At 45.7% G+C, this 18,083-nt stretch carries 18 protein-coding genes; 9 read left to right on the top strand and 9 right to left on the bottom strand.

Annotated features, from left to right (window positions below; genetic code table 11):
- The first annotated feature begins 2 nt into the window (after positions 1-2).
- From EOO50_RS10185 to EOO50_RS10160, 6 genes are all read left to right on the top strand, one after another.
- Entirely contained in the window at positions 3-1,157 is a 1,155-nt protein-coding gene (locus EOO50_RS10185) for a formimidoylglutamase (protein ID WP_290839780.1), read from the top strand.
- A gap of 243 nt (positions 1,158-1,400) precedes the next feature.
- Positions 1,401-2,798 carry a gliding motility lipoprotein GldK gene (gene gldK, locus EOO50_RS10180; protein WP_290839778.1) on the top strand — a complete coding sequence of 466 codons (1,398 nt, stop codon included), beginning with the start codon at positions 1,401-1,403 and terminating at the stop codon, positions 2,796-2,798.
- A gap of 61 nt (positions 2,799-2,859) precedes the next feature.
- A complete protein-coding gene (gene gldL / locus EOO50_RS10175; RefSeq protein ID WP_290839776.1) occupies positions 2,860-3,489 on the top strand; it encodes a gliding motility protein GldL in 630 nt (209 codons plus the stop codon).
- A 42-nt stretch (positions 3,490-3,531) separates the two neighbouring features.
- Positions 3,532-5,070 (top strand): gliding motility protein GldM, encoded by a 1,539-nt coding sequence (gene gldM / locus EOO50_RS10170; RefSeq protein ID WP_290839774.1) that lies wholly within the window; start codon positions 3,532-3,534, stop codon positions 5,068-5,070.
- A gap of 50 nt (positions 5,071-5,120) precedes the next feature.
- The gene (gldN, locus tag EOO50_RS10165; protein ID WP_290839771.1) at positions 5,121-6,107 is read left to right on the top strand and encodes a gliding motility protein GldN; all 987 of its coding nucleotides are present in this window, start codon (positions 5,121-5,123) and stop codon (positions 6,105-6,107) included.
- A 231-nt stretch (positions 6,108-6,338) separates the two neighbouring features.
- Positions 6,339-7,373: an FAD-dependent oxidoreductase gene (locus EOO50_RS10160; RefSeq protein ID WP_290839769.1), complete on the top strand. Its 1,035-nt coding sequence runs from the start codon at positions 6,339-6,341 to the stop codon at positions 7,371-7,373.
- Here EOO50_RS10160 and EOO50_RS10155 read toward each other — a convergent pair.
- The gene (locus tag EOO50_RS10155; RefSeq protein WP_363331736.1) at positions 7,357-7,683 is read right to left on the bottom strand and encodes a DUF983 domain-containing protein; all 327 of its coding nucleotides are present in this window, start codon (positions 7,681-7,683) and stop codon (positions 7,357-7,359) included. The two genes, EOO50_RS10160 and EOO50_RS10155, sit on opposite strands and share 17 nt — an antisense overlap.
- Before the next feature lie 152 nt (positions 7,684-7,835).
- Between EOO50_RS10155 and EOO50_RS10150 the strand changes: the two genes are divergently transcribed.
- Complete coding sequence (locus EOO50_RS10150) at positions 7,836-9,740, top strand: ABC-F family ATP-binding cassette domain-containing protein (RefSeq protein ID WP_290839765.1); 1,905 nt, start codon at positions 7,836-7,838, stop codon at positions 9,738-9,740.
- A 61-nt stretch (positions 9,741-9,801) separates the two neighbouring features.
- Here EOO50_RS10150 and EOO50_RS10145 read toward each other — a convergent pair whose 3' ends face one another.
- Together EOO50_RS10145 and EOO50_RS10140 are read right to left on the bottom strand one after the other, a co-directional pair.
- On the bottom strand, positions 9,802-10,446 hold the full coding sequence (locus EOO50_RS10145) for a DNA alkylation repair protein (protein WP_290839763.1): 645 nt from the start codon (positions 10,444-10,446) through the stop codon (positions 9,802-9,804).
- Between the two features lie 80 nt (positions 10,447-10,526).
- Positions 10,527-11,495, bottom strand: a complete 969-nt coding sequence (locus EOO50_RS10140) for an App1 family protein (protein ID WP_290839761.1) — start codon at positions 11,493-11,495, stop codon at positions 10,527-10,529.
- A 61-nt stretch (positions 11,496-11,556) separates the two neighbouring features.
- On the opposite strand from EOO50_RS10140, the gene EOO50_RS10135 reads away from it, so the two are divergent.
- Complete coding sequence (locus EOO50_RS10135; RefSeq protein WP_290839759.1) at positions 11,557-12,447, top strand: diacylglycerol kinase family protein; 891 nt, start codon at positions 11,557-11,559, stop codon at positions 12,445-12,447.
- Here the strand turns inward: EOO50_RS10135 and EOO50_RS10130 are convergent.
- Together EOO50_RS10130 and EOO50_RS10125 are read right to left on the bottom strand one after the other, a co-directional pair.
- Positions 12,433-13,605, bottom strand: a complete 1,173-nt coding sequence (locus EOO50_RS10130) for a GNAT family N-acetyltransferase (protein WP_290839757.1) — start codon at positions 13,603-13,605, stop codon at positions 12,433-12,435. The two genes, EOO50_RS10135 and EOO50_RS10130, sit on opposite strands and share 15 nt — an antisense overlap.
- Before the next feature lie 122 nt (positions 13,606-13,727).
- Entirely contained in the window at positions 13,728-14,210 is a 483-nt protein-coding gene (locus EOO50_RS10125) for a DUF1761 domain-containing protein (protein WP_290839755.1), read from the bottom strand.
- A 204-nt stretch (positions 14,211-14,414) separates the two neighbouring features.
- On the opposite strand from EOO50_RS10125, the gene EOO50_RS10120 reads away from it, so the two are divergent.
- Positions 14,415-15,269: a Two component regulator three Y domain protein gene (locus tag EOO50_RS10120; RefSeq protein ID WP_290839754.1), complete on the top strand. Its 855-nt coding sequence runs from the start codon at positions 14,415-14,417 to the stop codon at positions 15,267-15,269.
- 56 nt (positions 15,270-15,325) lie between these two features.
- Here EOO50_RS10120 and EOO50_RS10115 read toward each other — a convergent pair whose 3' ends face one another.
- From EOO50_RS10115 to EOO50_RS10100, 4 genes are all read right to left on the bottom strand, one after another.
- On the bottom strand, positions 15,326-15,619 hold the full coding sequence (locus EOO50_RS10115) for a hypothetical protein (RefSeq protein ID WP_290839753.1): 294 nt from the start codon (positions 15,617-15,619) through the stop codon (positions 15,326-15,328).
- A gap of 123 nt (positions 15,620-15,742) precedes the next feature.
- Positions 15,743-16,273, bottom strand: a complete 531-nt coding sequence (locus tag EOO50_RS10110; protein ID WP_290839752.1) for a YceI family protein — start codon at positions 16,271-16,273, stop codon at positions 15,743-15,745.
- Positions 16,274-16,336: 63 nt separating this feature from the next.
- Positions 16,337-17,215: a pirin family protein gene (locus EOO50_RS10105; protein ID WP_290839751.1), complete on the bottom strand. Its 879-nt coding sequence runs from the start codon at positions 17,213-17,215 to the stop codon at positions 16,337-16,339.
- 286 nt (positions 17,216-17,501) lie between these two features.
- Positions 17,502-18,083, bottom strand: a complete 582-nt coding sequence (locus EOO50_RS10100; RefSeq protein ID WP_290839749.1) for a Crp/Fnr family transcriptional regulator — start codon at positions 18,081-18,083, stop codon at positions 17,502-17,504.

Genomic DNA, 18,083 nt, shown 5'->3' with positions numbered 1-18,083 from the left:
GTATGGAATTCGATTTCCTGTCGCCCGTTGAAAGGGAAGTGATTGACTTCAAGGATAATTTGTCGTCACAAAACCTGGGCAGTAAAGTGGTTTTCCACACAAAGGAAGATTTTCCTGACCTCGACAAGATCAGGATCGCAATCATAGGAGTGTATGACAATCGCGGGTCTGGTTCGGTAACAACTGAAGCAGACCTTTGTCATTTCAGGAAGGAGCTGTACGCGCTTTTTCCGGGAAATTGGGATGTGTCGATCGCCGATTTGGGAAATATCATCGCGGGCGAAACATTGTCGGATACTTATTATGCGCTACAAAAGGCGAGCGCCGGATTGTTGCGCCGTAAGATCATACCTATAATAATAGGCGGTTCGCAGGATTTGACGTATGCGCAATATCGCGCGTATGACGAATTGGAACAGATGGTGAACCTGGCGTGCATCGACAACCGCTTCGACTTCGGGAAAGGCGATCAGGATGCCGTGCCTGCGAATTCATATTTGAGCAAGGTCGTGATCGATGAGCCGAATAACCTGTTTAATTATAGCAACCTCGGTTATCAGACGTATTTCAACTCCCAGGAGGAAATCGACTTGATCGACAAGTTGTTCTTCGACGCGTATCGTTTGGGTGAAGTGTCGCACAACATCGCGATCGCCGAACCCGTATTCCGCGATGCTGATTTGGTAAGCGTTGATTTGAGCGCCGTGAAATCGTCGGCGTCAGGGAATTTCGAGACGTTCAGCCCGAATGGTTTCAACGGAAAGGAAATATGTGCTTTGGCGCGTTATGCGGGCATCAGCGACAAGGTGAGTTCGTTTGGTTTGTTCGGGCATAACGCTGCGAAACAGGAAGCTCCGATGATGGCGCAGGTGATCTGGTACTTCATTGAAGGCTTTCATTACAGGTCGAATGAATATCCGTTCGGAAATAAAGACAATTACCTTAAATATATAGTACCTTTCGACGACGAGGAGCTGGTGTTCTATAAAAGCGACAAAACAGACCGTTGGTGGATCGAAATTCCGTTTCTTTCAAATGTTAATAATAAACTAAAAAGAAATACGTTATTACCATGTTCATACGATGAATATCTGGCAGCATGCAACCAGGAAATTCCGGAGCGATGGTGGAAGGCTCAACGTAAGAATATTGTGTAAGTATAACATTGCCAGTAAATGATGTAACTATATCGTTTTCGTGAGAAAAAGATTACATTATTGAATAAAAAGCGCATTTTATCGATAATTTTATGCATTTTATCGATGAAAAGTTTTTTTATTCTGAACAATAATTCTACATTTGGCCAGTAGAAATAATTTTAGAATAAATTATTGTTTTTTTAAAAAATTATGGATAGGTTTACGCCCTTAAAAAAGAAAACACACATAACCCAAATTTATATGAAGAAATTCGTTGCATTCACAGCAATTTTTACTTTGTTAGTCAGTTGCGGTTCCAAAGACGGAAAAGGTGAGCTGGTTGGAGTAAAAGGGAAAAAGTGGCATCCAGAGAAACCGTACGGCATGGTTCTAGTGCCAGGAGGTTCTTTTATCATGGGTAAGTCAGACGATGACTTGGCGAATGTGCAGGATGCGCCTACTAAGACAGTTACGGTGCGCTCGTTCTACATGGATGAGACTGAGATTACGAACAGCGAATACCGCCAGTTCGTGGAATGGGTTAAAGATTCAACTATCCGTGTTCGCCTAGCGATCCTTGCCGACGAAGTTGGTGGTGGAAGCGCCGGAGGTGACAAGGGTGGAAAAGGTAAAGGTATCGGCGACTTCGCCTTTAACGATGCCGATCCTGAGAAAATGACGCCTTATGACAAATACATGTACGAAAATTATTATAGTACAGGTACTGCCGATGATCCGTATGCAGGAAGAAGGCTTAACAAAAAAGTCAAGCTGATCAACGATACAAGCAAGTATCCGGATGAATACTACACTGAGGTTATGGATAGTATGTATTTGCCTGTTGCCGAATCTTACAACGGGTTGCGTACGATCGATGTGAACAAACTCCAGTTCCGTTATTCTTGGATGGACATTCAGGCCGCAGCTAAAGCTAAAGTCGGAAAACGTAGCCAATTCATCAAAACTGAAAAAGTTCCGGTATATCCTGACACTACTGTGTGGATCAAGGATTTCGCATACTCATACAACGAGCCGATGCACAACGATTACTTCTGGCACCAAGCCTACAGCGAGTATCCTGTGGTAGGTGTTACCTGGAAACAAGCTAAAGCATTTTGTGCTTGGAGAACGTTGAACAAAAACGCATACATCAAAAAGAAGAAAGGCAGAGACTTGATCAACTCGTTCCGTTTGCCGACTGAAGCTGAGTGGGAATACTCTGCAAGAGGTGGTCTCGAATCTGGAACATATCCTTGGGGTGGACCTTACACGAAAAACGATCGTGGATGTTTCCTTGCCAACTTCAAGCCTAACCGTGGTGACTACGCAGCTGACCAAGCGCTTTACACTGTCGAAGCTAAGTCATACGATCCAAACGGATTTAACCTTTACAACATGGCCGGTAACGTTTCAGAGTGGACGGATTCATCATACGATCCTGCAGCTTACGAATATGTATCGACTATGAACCCAACGGTTGGTGATCAAACCAACATGCGCAAAGTTGTTCGCGGCGGATCTTGGAAAGATGTTGCTTACTTCTTGCAAAACAGCACTCGTGATTTCGAATATGCGGATACGGCCAGAAGCTATATCGGATTCCGAACAGTGCAGGATTACATGGGCTTGCAGATTACAGGCAAGGCTCCAAAAAGATAAGAACCTTAATTATTTAACCACTTTTATTGTAAATTAACTTAACTAACTAAAAAATTAAATTATGGCATTATTAAGTCCTAAAGTAATGAATTTCTGCTACGGTATGGGAGCGGCAGTTGTAATCGTTGGAGCGCTTTTCAAAATCCAACACTATCCTGGAGCAGGTCCACTTTTGATTATCGGTCTTTGTACTGAGGCTTTGATTTTCGGTCTTTCAGCTTTTGATCCGGTTGATAAAGAACTTGATTGGGCACTTGTTTACCCTGAATTAGCTGGTGGAGAAGCCAAAGCAAAAGATAAAAAAGAAGATCCGAAAGATGCTCAAGGTTTGCTTTCTCAAAAACTTGACAACTTGCTTAAGGAAGCGAAAATCGATGGCGAACTTATGGCTAGCTTGGGAAGCAGCATCCGCAACTTCGAATCTGCAGCAAAAGGAATTTCACCAACTGTTGATGCGATCTCTTCACAAAAGAAATACAGCGAAGAGCTTACTATGGCTGCAGCTCAATTGGAATCTTTGAACAGTTTGTACAAAGTTCAATTGGAAAGCGCTTCAAGAAACGCTCAAATCAACCAGGAAGTAGCTGAGAACAACCTTAAATTGAAAGATCAAATGCAATCACTTACTTCTAACTTGTCTTCATTGAACAATGTTTACGGTGGTATGTTGAGCGCAATGGGAAGAAACTAATCCTACATTTTTTATTAATACTATAACTAACTAGACTAAAAAATGGCAGGAGGAAAATTAACCCCTAGGCAAAAGATGATCAACCTGATGTATCTGGTTTTCATCGCTATGTTGGCATTGAACATGTCAAAAGAAGTTCTATCGGCCTTTGGTTTGATGAACGAGAAATTCGAGGCTTCTAACAAGGCTTCTATCGATAACAACAAAATGTTGTTGGCAACGTTGGAACAAAAAGGATCTGATAATCCTGGTATGTTCGGTGAGGCAAAAAATTCTGCTGACAAAATCGCCAAGATTTCAAAGGATTTCTACGACTTTATCGAGACTTTGAAAAAAGACGCGGTTGTAGGTGTTGAGGTCGACAAAGACGGTAAACTCCCGTACGAAGCTATGGACAAAGGTCCTGGTATCGACGAAGGTTGGTTCCGTAGCGACAATTATTCTCCAAAAGGGAAAGAAATTGTTGAGAAAATGAACAAGTACGTTGCCGACATGAAGGCCGCTGCAGGTTCTAACCCTAAATTGGCTCCGGTCGTTAAAGAATTGGAATTGAAATTCAGCACTGCTGACGTTAAAGACCGCGAAGGTGTTACTAAGAAATATCTTAACTACCACTTCGAGCATTTCCCTGCTATCGCTTCACTTGCGAAGTTGACAGCTTGGCAGAATGACGTTCAAAAGGCAGAAAGCGACAGCTACAACTTCCTTTTGGGTAAAGCGGCGGTTGACGCATCTTCAATGAAGAACTACACGGCGTTGGTCGTACTTGACAAGAATGCTTATTTCCAAGGTGAGAAAGTAACAGGTAAAGTTGTTTTGGGTCGTTATGACGAAAACACGAAGCCGACATCTTTCAAAGGACCTGGTAAAATTGAAAACGGTCAAGCAGTAATCAACATGACAGCTGGATCAATCGGAGAGCAAAAGATTGCGGGTGAATTTTCGTTCCTTGAGGATGGAAAACCGGTTCCTTTGAAATTCGAAGGCAAGTATGTAGTCGTTCCACGTCCATCCGGAGCTAACATCTCAGCCGATAAAATGAACGTTGTTTACCGTGGACTTCCAAACCCACTTACTATTTCAGTTGCGGGTGTTGCTGATAGCGATGTCAAGGCTTCTGCTGCAGGTCTCGTAAGCGCTGGAGGAAAAGGAAAATACAACCTAAGCCCACAAGGCGGAACTGAAGTTACCGTTAACGTGAACGCTAAAATGTCAGATGGTAAGAATATCACTGACAGAAAAGTATTCCGTATCAAGAACATCCCAGGACCGGCAGGTGCTATCGGAGGTGAGACAGGATCTACAAAAGGTGCTAAATCACGTCTTCAGGTATCTCAGGTTTCGGCTAAACTTGCTGACTTCGTATACGACGTTAACTTCCGTGTAACTGGATTTACATTCAAAGTTCCAGGACAGCCGGCAGTTGTTGTTGCAGGAGACCGTGTAAACGCTCAGTGTGCTGCAGCTTTGGCTAGAGCAGGAAGAGGTGATGTTGTGACAATTTCCGATATCAAGACAAAGATCGAAGGGTCTGAAGCGATACCAGGAAAATGTTCGCCAGTTATCTACGAAATACAATAATCCATTAAGTTGATCGTTAAACCTACACGTAACTTAACAGTTAGAAAAACATGAAACTCAGAAACCTTTTAGTAATAGTTTGTGCAGCGGCGGCCACTCAGGTCTCGTTTGCCCAGTCAAATTTGCTCAATGCAAAGACCCCGGATGAGATAGGCAAAAAGACTGCTGCCCAATTGATTTCCGATAATGACAAGCCGTTGCCATACGGGTATGTCCATGATCGTGATGTACTGATGGGTAAAACAGTTTGGGAGTATGTGGATCTCGATCAACGTGTGAATTTTCCAATGTATTATCCTGTTGATACCAACAATGTCGGTAAGGACAGACGTTCATTGTTCAGCGTTTTGTTGGCCAATATCAAGAGCGGTAAAATCACTGAAGTTTATGCCGACGATTATTTCAATACCAAAAGAACATTGAAAGACATGTCGTCAGCGTTCACTTACATTGATACGTTGCCTGCGGGTATCGAAGAAATCCAGAACAACTATGACTTGTATTATCCTAAAGCCCGCGCCGCGGTCGTTAAGAAGGATAAGAAAGGTCGTGTGATTTCATCTACGCCGGCATCGACTCCTGTAGGGAAAGAGCTTGATCCGCAGTTCATCAACAAAAGTGAACTTACGGAGCAGGAAGTGAAAGGCTATAGAATCAAAGGTTACTGGTATTTTGACAAGCGTCAAGGCGAAATGAAATATCGCATGCTTGCCATTTGTCCGGTTGCCCTCGAAGCCCGTGACATCGGAAACGACAAAGCGGAGCCAATCGAATTGTTCTGGGTGTATTTCCCTGCGATCCGAGACATCCTTCACGAGCATTCAGCTTTCAACGATCGTAACTCGGCAATGCCAATCACGTTCGACCATTTGTTAAACTCGCGTCGCTTTAGCGCTGAGATCTACAAGGAAGAAAACGTTTACGGTGACCGTAAGATCGAGGATTACATGAAAGACAATGCTCAAATGCAACTTCTCGAGTCAGAACGTATCAAGGACAAAATCCGCGATTTCGAACAGGACATGTGGAACTATTAAGATCCAAAGATTATAAAAGAAACCCTCGCTATTCAGTGAGGGTTTTTTGTTTTTGATAATTTGGGCGTGCCGGCGGCTTGAATGCCAGGCGTTTTCCACTCGTGTTCCAATTAGCCGCCGTCGGGCTGCCCGTTCCAATCTTTTGCAACCCTTAAAGGGTTTCAAACCCTTTAAGGGTTAACAAAAGGATTTCCACTCGCATCCCTCACGCAAAACAACTATTTTTGCCCAATGAAAGATTATCTCATAATCGGCGCCGGTCTCGCGGGAACGGCATTTGCCGAAACTGCGATCAAACACGGTAAATCCATACTGGTTTTCGACAACGATTCATTACACAGTTCCCAAACCGCTGCGGGAGTCTACAATCCGGTCATCCTGAAACGTTTCAGCAGGTTGAACGGCGCCCAAGCCCAACTCGATGTGATGCACCGATTCTATGATGAAATCGAAAGCCGCGTCGGTATAACATGCAATTTTCCAACACCGATCCTGCGTAAATTCGCGAGTGTCGAAGAACAGAACAATTGGTTCAACGCCGCCGACAAAGAAGGTCTGTCGCCATTTCTTTCCACGCAATTGATACGTGAGAACATAGAAGGCATCGATTCACCATTCGATTTCGGACTTGTGCTGCAAACGGGTTACGTCGACACCGAAGCCTTTCTCGAACGGTATCGAAGATATTTGCAACAGTCGGATTCGTACGCAAAAGAAACCTTCGACTTTTCGAAAATCATCTTCCACGAAGATTTTATCAGCTACAAAGGAATCCAAGCCAGGCACATTGTCTTCGCCGAAGGTTTCGGTATAAAATCGAACCCGTATTTCAACTATTTTCCGCTGGAAGGAACCAAGGGCGAGTTGCTCACCATAAAGGCTCAAATGGGCTTAAAATCGATAATCAAAGGCGGCGTGTTCGTGCTTCCGATCGGCAATGATCTGTACAAAGTGGGCGCGACATACAATTGGGACGACAAAACCGAAATCCCGACCGAATCGGCCAAGCAGGAAATAATCGAAAAGCTACGTGAGATCATAAACGTCGATTTCGAGATCGTCGACCACAAAGCCGCGATTCGTCCAACGGTAAAGGACCGCAAGCCATTAATCGGAACGCATCCCGAGCACAAACAGCTTCACATCCTGAACGGTCTGGGAACGCGAGGCGTAATGCTCGGCCCGACGATGGCGCAACTGCTTTTCGACTCAATCGAGAACGGCAGCGAGATCCCGCGCGAGTTCGACATCAAGCGTTTTGCTTGAATCGCATGCTCGCGTCTTTGTCATAATTTACGAAGATATTGATGTAGATCGTGCGCGAAACCCTTGTAATGACGGGCATCAATGCGAACAGCGAAAAGAATATCCATCCGAAAGCCGCCAACATTCCCGCGCCAAATGAATACGCGACGCCAAAGACAACCATTCCAAGAAACACGCTCAAGCCATAGCTCACGTACATCGCTCCAAAAAAGAACGAAGTTTCCATCTTGTAGACGAAGCCGCATTTCCTGCAACGCGTATGCATTTTAAGGTTTTCGCCGAGCGCGTACGGGTTCGGGTTCGCGAACATTTTGTCTTCTTGGCATTTAGGACAAGTTCCTGTTAAAATGCTATAGAATTTGCTTCCTTTTTTTAACATTTGCAAAAAATTTCCGCGAGCTAGTTCGGCTCATGAGAATCGGCACAAATTTACACATTCACAGCCGTAATAAATCGCACAAAATGCTCAACATCCATAATCTTTCCGTCTCGTTTGGAGGCAGCTACCTTTTTGAAGAAGTAACTTTTCGTCTGGGTTCGGGCGACCGCGTCGGGCTCGTCGGTAAAAACGGCGCCGGCAAGTCGACGATGCTCAAGATTTTAGCGCGGGATTTCGCTCCCGATTCTGGAAGTATCGCGACTGAAAAGGAAGTCAAGATCGGATTTTTGCGCCAGGACATCGACTTCGAACAAGGCCGAACCGTTCTTGAAGAAGCGTATCAGGCGTTCACCGAAATCAAGGAAACCGAGCGCAAACTCGAACACATCAACCATCAACTCGCCACGCGAACCGATTACGAAAGCGAGGAATATTCCAAAATCATCGAAGACCTTTCTGATTATACGCACCGATTCGAACTTCTCGGCGGATACGATTACGTCGGAAATACTGAGAAGATTTTGCTCGGACTCGGTTTCAAACGCGAGGATTTCAACAACCCGACCGAAACATTTTCCGGCGGTTGGAGAATGCGTATCGAACTCGCGAAACTGCTTTTGCAATCCAACGATATTCTGTTGCTCGATGAGCCGACGAACCACTTGGACATCGAATCCATCATCTGGCTCGAGGCATTTTTGCGCAATTTCCCGGGAGTCGTCGTGATCGTTTCCCACGATAAGATGTTCCTCGACAACGTGACGAACCGAACGATAGAGATTTCGCTCGGAAAGGCATACGATTTCGCGAAACCATATTCCCAGTATCTCGAGATCCGATCGGAAATCCGCGAAAAACAACTCGCGACGCAAAAGAACCAGCAGAAGAAAATAGAGGAAACTGAAAAGTTGATCGAGAAGTTCCGAGCCAAGGCGTCGAAAGCCTCGATGGCGCAATCGCTCATCAAAAAGCTTGATAAAGTCGAACGCATAGAGGTCGACGAAGAAGATACATCGGTGATGAACATCTCGTTTCCTGTTTCCAAAACGCCGGGACGCGTCGTGATCGAAGCCGAACACGTCACGAAAAATTACGGCGAGAAAAACATCTTCAAAGACATTTCGCTCTTGGTTGAACGCGGCAGCAAAATGGCGTTCGTCGGCCAAAACGGCCAAGGAAAATCGACGTTCATCAAAGCCATCGTAAAAGACATCGATTACAACGGCGTGATCAAACTCGGACACAACGTGGAACTCGGTTATTTCGCCCAAAACCAAGCCGAATATCTCGACGGCGAGATCACGCTTCTCGAAACCATGCAGAATGCGGCGACCGACACGAACCGTTCCAAGGTGCGCGACATGCTCGGCGCGTTTTTGTTCCGAGGCGATGACGTCGACAAGAAGGTGAAAGTGCTTTCAGGAGGCGAGCGAAACCGTCTGGCGCTTTGTAAATTGTTGCTTCAGCCGATAAACGTTTTGCTCATGGATGAGCCCACGAACCACCTCGACATCAAATCCAAGAACGTATTGAAAGCCGCGTTGCAGAAGTACGAAGGCACGTTGTTGCTCGTTTCCCACGACCGTGATTTCCTCCAGGGATTGTCGAACGTCGTGTACGAATTCCGCAATCACAAAATAAAGGAATATCTGGGCGACATCAATTTCTTCCTCGAGCAGCGCAACATGGAAAACATGCGCGAGGTCGAGAAGAAAGATATCGCGAAGAAGGAAGCTCCGAAAGCGGCGACGAAAGTCTCGTACGAAGACCAAAAAAAGAACAAGACACTTCAAAACCGTCTGTCGAAAGTCGAAAGCCAAATCAAACACTTGGAGGAAGACTTGCGAAAGGACGACAAGGCATTGGAATCGAATTACGACAAACACATTGAGGACGCGAATTTCTTCACGGCCTACAACCGCAAGAAAGCTGATTTGGAGAAATTGATGGCCGAGTGGGAAGGAATTCAGGAGGAAATCGACGCGTGATTGTCGTTTAATCGGTTAATGCTTTAATCGGTTAGATGGCGGCAACCGTTGACGTCGCGATTTATTTTTTAAGTTTGGCGACCTGGATTGAAATGAACTCGGGCAAATAATTCGGCGTACATCCGCGCGCAACGAAATCGTCTTTGTACAGACCGATACGCTCGCCCAATTCAATGCATCTTTCGCGGTATTCGGGTTGGAAAATTCCGATCTGTGCCGCAGTAAAATTCATCGCCCATTGTACTTCGGGTGATTCTTTTTCGATTTTTCGTTCGATCTGCGCGAGCAATTCTTCGGTATTGTGCGGCGGCGTCTGTCCGACCCATCGCAATCGGGCCTGATAATACCAAAACGTCCGTCTCAACAATTTTGACGGACTGTTTTCCCACGATTTCATCAACGCGATAGTCTTTTTATCTTTTGAAAATTGATTTGCTAACAGCCAGTCGATGAGTTGTAGCCTCTCTTCTTCGGGATGCGTCTGGATTTCGCGGTCGAGTTTTTCGATCGTTTCCATGGAAAGTTGTTTCGGATCCAGGATCAAAATCGCAAGTTGTCGCGGCAGGTATTTTCCCGTCGACCACAATTCCATCGCCAATTCGTGATTCTTTTTGATGGCTTTGGCGATATCGCGCAAATCTCCCAGTTTGGTCGAGTTGCTGTTTATTTGGTCGTATACGTTTTTTGCTTCCTGAGAAAGTTCCATTTATTCTTAATCTTGTTTCGGCAATATTTCGCGAATTTGTATCAAATGAACAAATGAACAAATGAACAAATGAACAAATCTCAACCAATCAACCCAATCCGCCTCGAATGTTCGATCGCTTCCTCACTTTCCCTGAAATAGCAACACGCGACGTTCATCGACTCCATGTTCTTGATCGCGTCGATCGCCTTCTGCTTTTTCTCGTGCCCGGTTTGCCTGATGTAGACCGCTTTGACCGTGACCGGAAAAATCTTGCAGATGTCTTCGTACAGGAACGGATCGTGTTGGGAATCGTCGCCGAGTAACGTATACTTGAGATGCGGATAGAATTCAAGGATATGCTTGATCTTTTCGAATTTATGGTTGTGGTCGCCCCGGCCCGTGATGAAGAAATCGGTCAGGCTGGTTTTGATGTCTTTCAGTAAAAGCACGGCTCGCGGAAGTTCGTGCAGTTCCGTGAAATCCACAATGAAACGATACAGGTTCCATTCGCTGCTCGACACGTAAAAAAACGCATTCTGTTCGTTTTTCTTGTTGCGTCCTGCGGTACTCAGCGCTTGGTAATGCGGAACGACACCTTCAAAAACCTTCCTGTCGTTCACGTTTCGGAACAGCAAAATGTACAATTTCTTGAACGGATTGCGCGTGTGCGACACCAAAAACGTATCATCGATATCGCTGATGAAACCCAAATTCCCCTCGTGCGGCCGAACGAAACTACTCTTGGTCGCGATTTCCGCTCCTTCGTGCATCATCGTCACGCGATAGTCGATCCAACCATATTCGGGCTCTTGTTTCAACGGGATCGAAAATTTGAAATAACCGTCGTCGAGCGTTTTCGTGTGGATTTTTTCGCCATTGATCTCAAGGTAGACGTCGGCGTTCCTCTGCGTCTTGATGCGAAACATCCGGATAACCGATTTGGCGTTCTTGAAGCGCTTTTTCTGAAAATCGTAATCCTGTTTCGTGGTCGGACGAAAAACGTGGCCCATCACGATGAGCTCTTCTTCGTTGGCATAACCGCGATACAATTTCAAAATCGGCTTCATCAAATCTATATTTTTGGTTAAACTTTATTTCAAATTACAAAAAATCGCGCAAATTTAGGGTATGAAATCGAACAAGAAATTCCTGTTTGTCGTAAACCCGATCTCGGGCGACCTCGACAAAGCCGAAATGACATCGGCCGTGACCGAATATGCGAACGGCAAAGGAATCGACATCGTCGTTTTCGAAACCACGGGCAAAGACGATCCGCAAGCCATCGTCAAACTATATGACGAGCATGAACCCGAACGCATTTTCGTGGCGGGCGGCGACGGGACGATCAAAATGGTCGCCGAAGCCATGGAAAATCATGACGTGATCATGGGAATTATTCCCGCGGGTTCGGCCAACGGTTTGTCGGTCGATTTGAATTTCCCCGATTCGCTCGAGGAAAATCTCGAAGTCATCTTCAGCGACAATTTCATGGAGCTCGACATGGTCTGCATTAATGGTGAGCGAAGCCTTCATTTGGCCGACATCGGGCTCAACGCGGGTTTGGTCAAGAATTACGAGAATAGTTCCGTTCGCGGAAAAATCGGATACGCGTTGCAAAGTATCGCGACCCTGCAGGAACAGGGCGATCCGTTTTCAGTAACCGTCGAAGCGAACGGGGAAACCATCACGACCGACGCGAAAATGGTCGTCGTTGCGAATTCACAGCGATATGGAACGGGCGTGACGATAAATCCGGTCGGCAAGATGGACGACGGGAAGTTTGAGATCGTAATCCTCAGGACGCTCGACATAATTTTGTTCGGGAAAATCATTACCGGAAATATGCCACTGGATACGGGCGAAGTCGAGATAATTTCGACCGATAGAGCGAAGGTAACGACCACGGTTCCCGTGCATTTCCAAATCGACGGGGAATATTTCGGCGAAGAAACCGACCTCGACATCTACATTCTTCCGAGGCAGATGAAGGTCACGATCCCGAAATCAGCCGACGACTAAATCGGCATTTTCCTTAAACGGATGGCGTTGCTGCCATTCGGTTTTGGGCTCGAGATATCCAAAGACGCGTTCTAGCTTCGTATTGATGAAACTGTTCGAATGTTTCATGAAACCGTACATTTCCACCGGTTTTGCCCCGACCGAACTCTTGATCTCGAGCGCAGTCCGCGCGAAAATAATCTTCTTGAAACCCTTGTTTATCGAATAGGCGATCATGTCGTACAACATATTCAGATACAGCATCTTTTCACGTTGGACGGTTTCGTCATAACCCAAGAAATACGTATCGAGCACGTCGCCGTTCTTTATCAAAGTGTTGAAGCCGATGAGTTTTCCATCGTCGAAATAACCGTAGAACAAGAAATTTTCGTGTAGACATTCCTTCAACGTCCTGAAATGGTTTTCGGGCAGGAAAAAAGTATTGAAAGGCGCGTTCCTCGCCACGTGATCGTACAAATCGTTTATCGTGTTCTCATTTGCGATGATTTCGTCGAGCGACATTTTTCGCTTGTCGATCCCGCCTGACTTCTTGCGCGCGCGCTTGTATTGATCGCGGTATTTCTTTGAGAGCGCGCTTATGTAATCATCGAAAGACGACCAATGCGGTTCGCCTTCGAAGACCATATTCGGTTGCGTGGAGAACTGGAAATAATCGTCGAAGCCTGCTTTTTTGAAACTCGGGATTTCGTCGGCGTCAAAATCCTTGAACGTGACCAAATGGATTTTTTTGCCGCGTTTCCTGAAAATGGATTTGAGTTCGTGCGCAGCGGTTTGGAGCGTTTTTAGAATTTCGGCTTTGTTGACGCCTTTCGCCAATACGAATGCATTTTGACCAGACAACATATTGTTTCCGATGAAAAGCACATGTGAACTGAAGCGTTTGAACATGAAATTGCGCACGCTCGTCTTCACGCATCGGTCGCGCTCGCCAAAAGATTCGAGCAGGTTCAGGTCGAGAAATTGCGAAAGCGCACCTCCGATCAATTTGCCGTCATCGAACAAACCGATAAAGTGACACGTCATGTTCTTGGGCGCCGATCGCTCAAGCACCTTCAAATAATCGGTCGAAAGGAATAGGTTCGTGTCGCAAACTGCATCCCAATCGGGCGGCAATGCGGAAACGGAATCGAAAAGGGCAAACGTATAATTGGTTTCCAACGCTAGAAAATAACGGTCAAATGTAAAAGATTTGCGGGTCGCGAAAATCCGTGCTTAGATAAACTTTAACGTAATCGTAAAAAAAATCCCGCCAACCGACGGGATTCTTTTTCGATACGTTTTTACTGCCAAGCGCAAATAATTCCGCCCATGAGCGCGCACGTCACGACCCAATAGCCGCCGACGATAAGCGTGTACTTGAAACTTCGGTTTTCATAAAGTGCCCCGACGCCGAGTACAGGAAGGCAAAGGAAAAGTCCTGTCATCGTGCCGTGAAGCAAGCCGTGTCTGAACGTGCGGAACTTCATTCCGTAGTCGCCCATGAACGCGGCGTACGATGGCAGCGCCTTTGTTGGGTCGCCTCCGACTAAGCCTAGCGCTCCGAATTGGTGGATGACCAACATCTGTAAGACGAAAGCGATGAAGAATGCATACACGATCGTCATCCCGAAGATCTTGACCATGTTGGGTTTTTTGTTTTCGTCCATGACGATGCCGGTTTCTTTCATCCATGCGGTTCCGAAAACTTTTGGGTTGTACCAGATGAATCCGGTGACCAACGAGGACAACGCCGCTACGAGTAACGCGAGAAAATTAATTTCCATAATGATTGTTTTTTAAATGGTTTGGTAATCAAATGTAACAATTTTTTAATTCCACATATTTCAAACCATCGACGAAATGCGCTTTTGTAGGAGAAATTTTATAATTATGTTGGTGTTTATGTATTTCGTCGATTTTATTTGTCGATTACCGATGTTTAACATAGTTTTACCCAAGTGAATTAAATACCACTAAATCGCGACCCCATGAGAAGAATCTTTACTCTACTGCTTTTAACGACATCTGTAACACTTTTCGCCGGCATACCAGCGGCCGAAAAAATTGCACTTATCCGCCTTTATAAAACTACAGCCGGCGCCAACTGGAAAATCAAATGGGATTTGAAGAAACCCGAAACCACTTGGCATGGAGTAAACATCAAGAACGATCAGGTCGTCGGACTAAATTTGTCGAACAACAATCTTACGGGCGAACTTCCTGCTGAGATCGGCAACCTGACCGGATTGACGCAATTGAATCTTTTTAAGAACAATTTGTCGGGAACCATTCCGGCACGCATCGGAAACCTACAGTCGCTTGTGGCGCTGAACTTGGCTTTCAATAAATTCACGGGAAGCATTCCTGTCGGCATCGGCCAAATGAAACAGCTTAAGACGCTTGAACTATATATGAACCGTTTGACCGGAAGTATCCCAACTCAAGTTGGAAACCTTAGCCAATTGCAGACACTTTCGTTATTCAACAACGACCTTGAAGGCGAAATCCCTTCATCGATCTACGCCATGACTTCGTTAAAAGTGCTTTTGCTCAGCAGCAACAAACTGTCTGGAAAACTTAGTCCTGAGATCGCGAATCTTGCGTCTTTGGAAAACCTTAGCCTTTTCGAAAACAAATTGGAAGGACAAGTGCCTTTCGATTTGGAAAAATTGAAGAAACTTCGTGAGATGAACATCTCGTACAACCAATTCAATGGTTTGGTTTCAAGCCAATTGGCACAACTCGATACGCTTCACATGACGATGGTCAACGAGCAAGGTGTCGCCATGACATTAAAAGTCGACGACCGCGATAAGAACACTGCGATCGCAACTGAAGAATAGATTTCTCATATATATTGTAAGCAAGAAGCCCGTTTTCATCATCGGGCTTTTTTGTTTCAGCCAATCGCCGAAAGTATCTCGTTCGTGAGTAAACCGCTGCCGCCGCCATAATGCAGGACGATCGCGACTTCAGGTTTGACACTTTTGAAAAATCCCGACAGATATTCTTCGCTTTCCTGTGCAAGCCCGCAACCCAGTAATACGATGTCGATGTCGTGTTTGGAAAATAAGGCAATGGCTTCGATATCCGATTCGGCTGCGATGCCAAACCAATCGTCACGCGCATTCAACAATCGTAGAACGGTTTGCGTAATCTCAGGATTTTTCCCGATGTAGAGAATCTTGGTCATGTTGACAAAATAAGTGGAAACGTGTGCTTTTTTGATTTCGGGTTGGCATAAATTAGACCTAACAGGTTTTGAAAAATCTGTTAGGTCCAAAACCAAAAATCCCGGCCAAGACCGGGAAATTATTTATTGCTTCACAAATTGAAGTTCAATCGCGAATTTCACTTCCTCGCTTACCAAAAGTCCTCCGGTTTCAAGCGCGGCGTTCCAATTCAATCCCCAATCCTTCCGGTTGATTTTCGCGTTGATCGAAAATGCGGCCTTCGTGTTTCCCCATGGATCCTGCAATAATCCGCCGTATTCGGCTTCGAGCGTTACGGGTTTAGTTACGCCGTGAAGCGTCAAATCGCCCGTAAGCGTGTAATCGTCGCCTGATTTCTTTACGAAACCGCCGGCTTTGAAAGTTACCTTCGGGAATTGGTCGGCGTCGAAAAAGTCAGCGCTTCTCAAGTGGTTGTCGCGGTCGGCGTTTCCGGTGTTGATCGAAGCCGTGTCGGCTGAAAATTCGATTTTTGAAGTCGTGAAATCGTCGCCTTCGGTTTCAACGGTCGCTTCGAACGTGTCGAATTTTCCTGAAACGTTGGTGAACATCATGTGTTTTACTTTGAAAGCGATTTCTGAGTGAGTTGGGTCGAGGACCCATTTGGTTGTTGACATAATTTGAGAATTAGATAATTTGAAAATTTGAAAATGATTTACTTGTCTTCCGGAGAAGTGTTTTTATTGAATCGACATCGGAACTTCCATTAAAAGGATTTCGGCGTCCGGGGATTTTGCGGTGATGTCGATCGCCGACGTGTCCCAGATTCCCAAGCCGTCGCGTTGATTCAATTCGATGTTACCGATGGAGAATTCGCCTTTGAGCACGAATGCGTAAATCCCGTTTCCTGGTTTTTTCAGTTGGTATTCGGTTTTGAAATCTTCGTCGAAAGAACCCAAATGAAACCACGCGTCCTGATGGATCCAAACGCCGTCGTCGTCCGGGTTCGGCGAAAGGATCTGCTGGAGTTTGTTGTGCCGATCTTGCGTATTGAGCGTGATCTGGTCGTAACGGGGCGTGACGTTGCGCTTGTTCGGATAGATCCAGATCTGAAGGAATTTTGTCAATTGGTCGGAATTCCTGTTGTATTCGGAGTGGAAAATTCCGGTTCCAGCGCTCATCGCCTGGATGTCGCCTTTCTTGATCACGGCCGTATTTCCCATGCTGTCCTTGTGTTCCAGATCGCCTTCAAGCGGAATCGAAATGATTTCCATGTTGTCATGCGGATGTGTTCCGAAACCTTTTCCCGCATCGACGCGGTCGTCGTTCAAAACGCGGAGTACGCCGAAATGCATGCGTTCGGGATTGTGGTAGTTCGCGAAACTGAACGTATGGTGCGAATCGAGCCAGCCATGGTTTGCGTGACCGCGGGTTTCGGCTTTATGGAGAATCGTATTTTCGAGGATTTTGCTGTCAATATTCGGCAAATGGTTGTAACCGACGGGTTCGAGTTCCTTGATCTCGTCGATGTCGTTCTTGAGCACGTCGCCCATTGCGGCCGAGGCAACGAACATTCCCGTTCCCATCAGCCCTTTTTTTAAAAAATCTTTGCGGTCCATTGCGTTGTGTTTTAATTACAAGGCAAAGTTGCGATTGATTTTAACGTTGGGCATTGAACTAGGACAAGAAGTGTTGATTTGTTGATTTGTTGATTTGTTGATGCGTTGATTTGAAATTATTCCCTGGCGAAGACGCCCGAGGATGGTTTCGACGGTGAGGAAAAGAAAGGTGAGGAAAAGAAATAGGTTGAGTTGTTGGATGGAAAGTAGGAAGATGGTAATCGGAGATATTGTCCGTCAAGATAGTCTCGTATTCAAATCAACGCATCAACGCATCAACAAAAAACTACCCCTTCGCCAACCTCGCCCGTACCTTCGACAAAAATTCCGCCGAAATCCCCAAATACGAAGCGATGTAATGTTGGGCGACGCGTTGCGGGATCGTCGGGTAAAGCCTCAGGAACTCGAGATATTTATATGTGGCGTCTTTCGAAATCGTATCGAAAAGCCGGTTTTGGGTCGCGGTTACGTTCCGTTGCACGAGGATGCGGAACGATCGTTCGAATTTGGGCACGCGTTCCAAAAGTTCTTCTTTCGATTCGGGCGTGAACATCAGGAAGTGTGAATCTTCAAGCGTTTCAATGAACACGCGGCTTGGATTGGTCTCATAGCTGTTGAACGAGATGTCGCCGATCCAATTGTCCTCGATTCCGAATTGCAGCACGAGTTCGTTTCCATCAGGATCGATGCAGTATTTTCTGACGCAACCTTGTACGACAAAAGCTTCAAAATTGCATTTCTCGCCGGCTCGCAACATCACCGTTTTCTTGGGTATGAATTGGCTCGTGACAAGCGAATCGAGAATCGCAAGTTCCTCATCGGTGTAGGAAACATAGCGCGAAAGGTTTTTATGGAGTGCTTCGTTCAT

The organism is Flavobacterium sp., from assembly GCF_004211145.1.
GTDB lineage: Bacteria > Bacteroidota > Bacteroidia > Flavobacteriales > Flavobacteriaceae > Flavobacterium.
The sequence above is the reverse complement of the archived record's forward strand: the minus strand, read 5'-3'. Positions and strand labels throughout refer to the sequence as shown.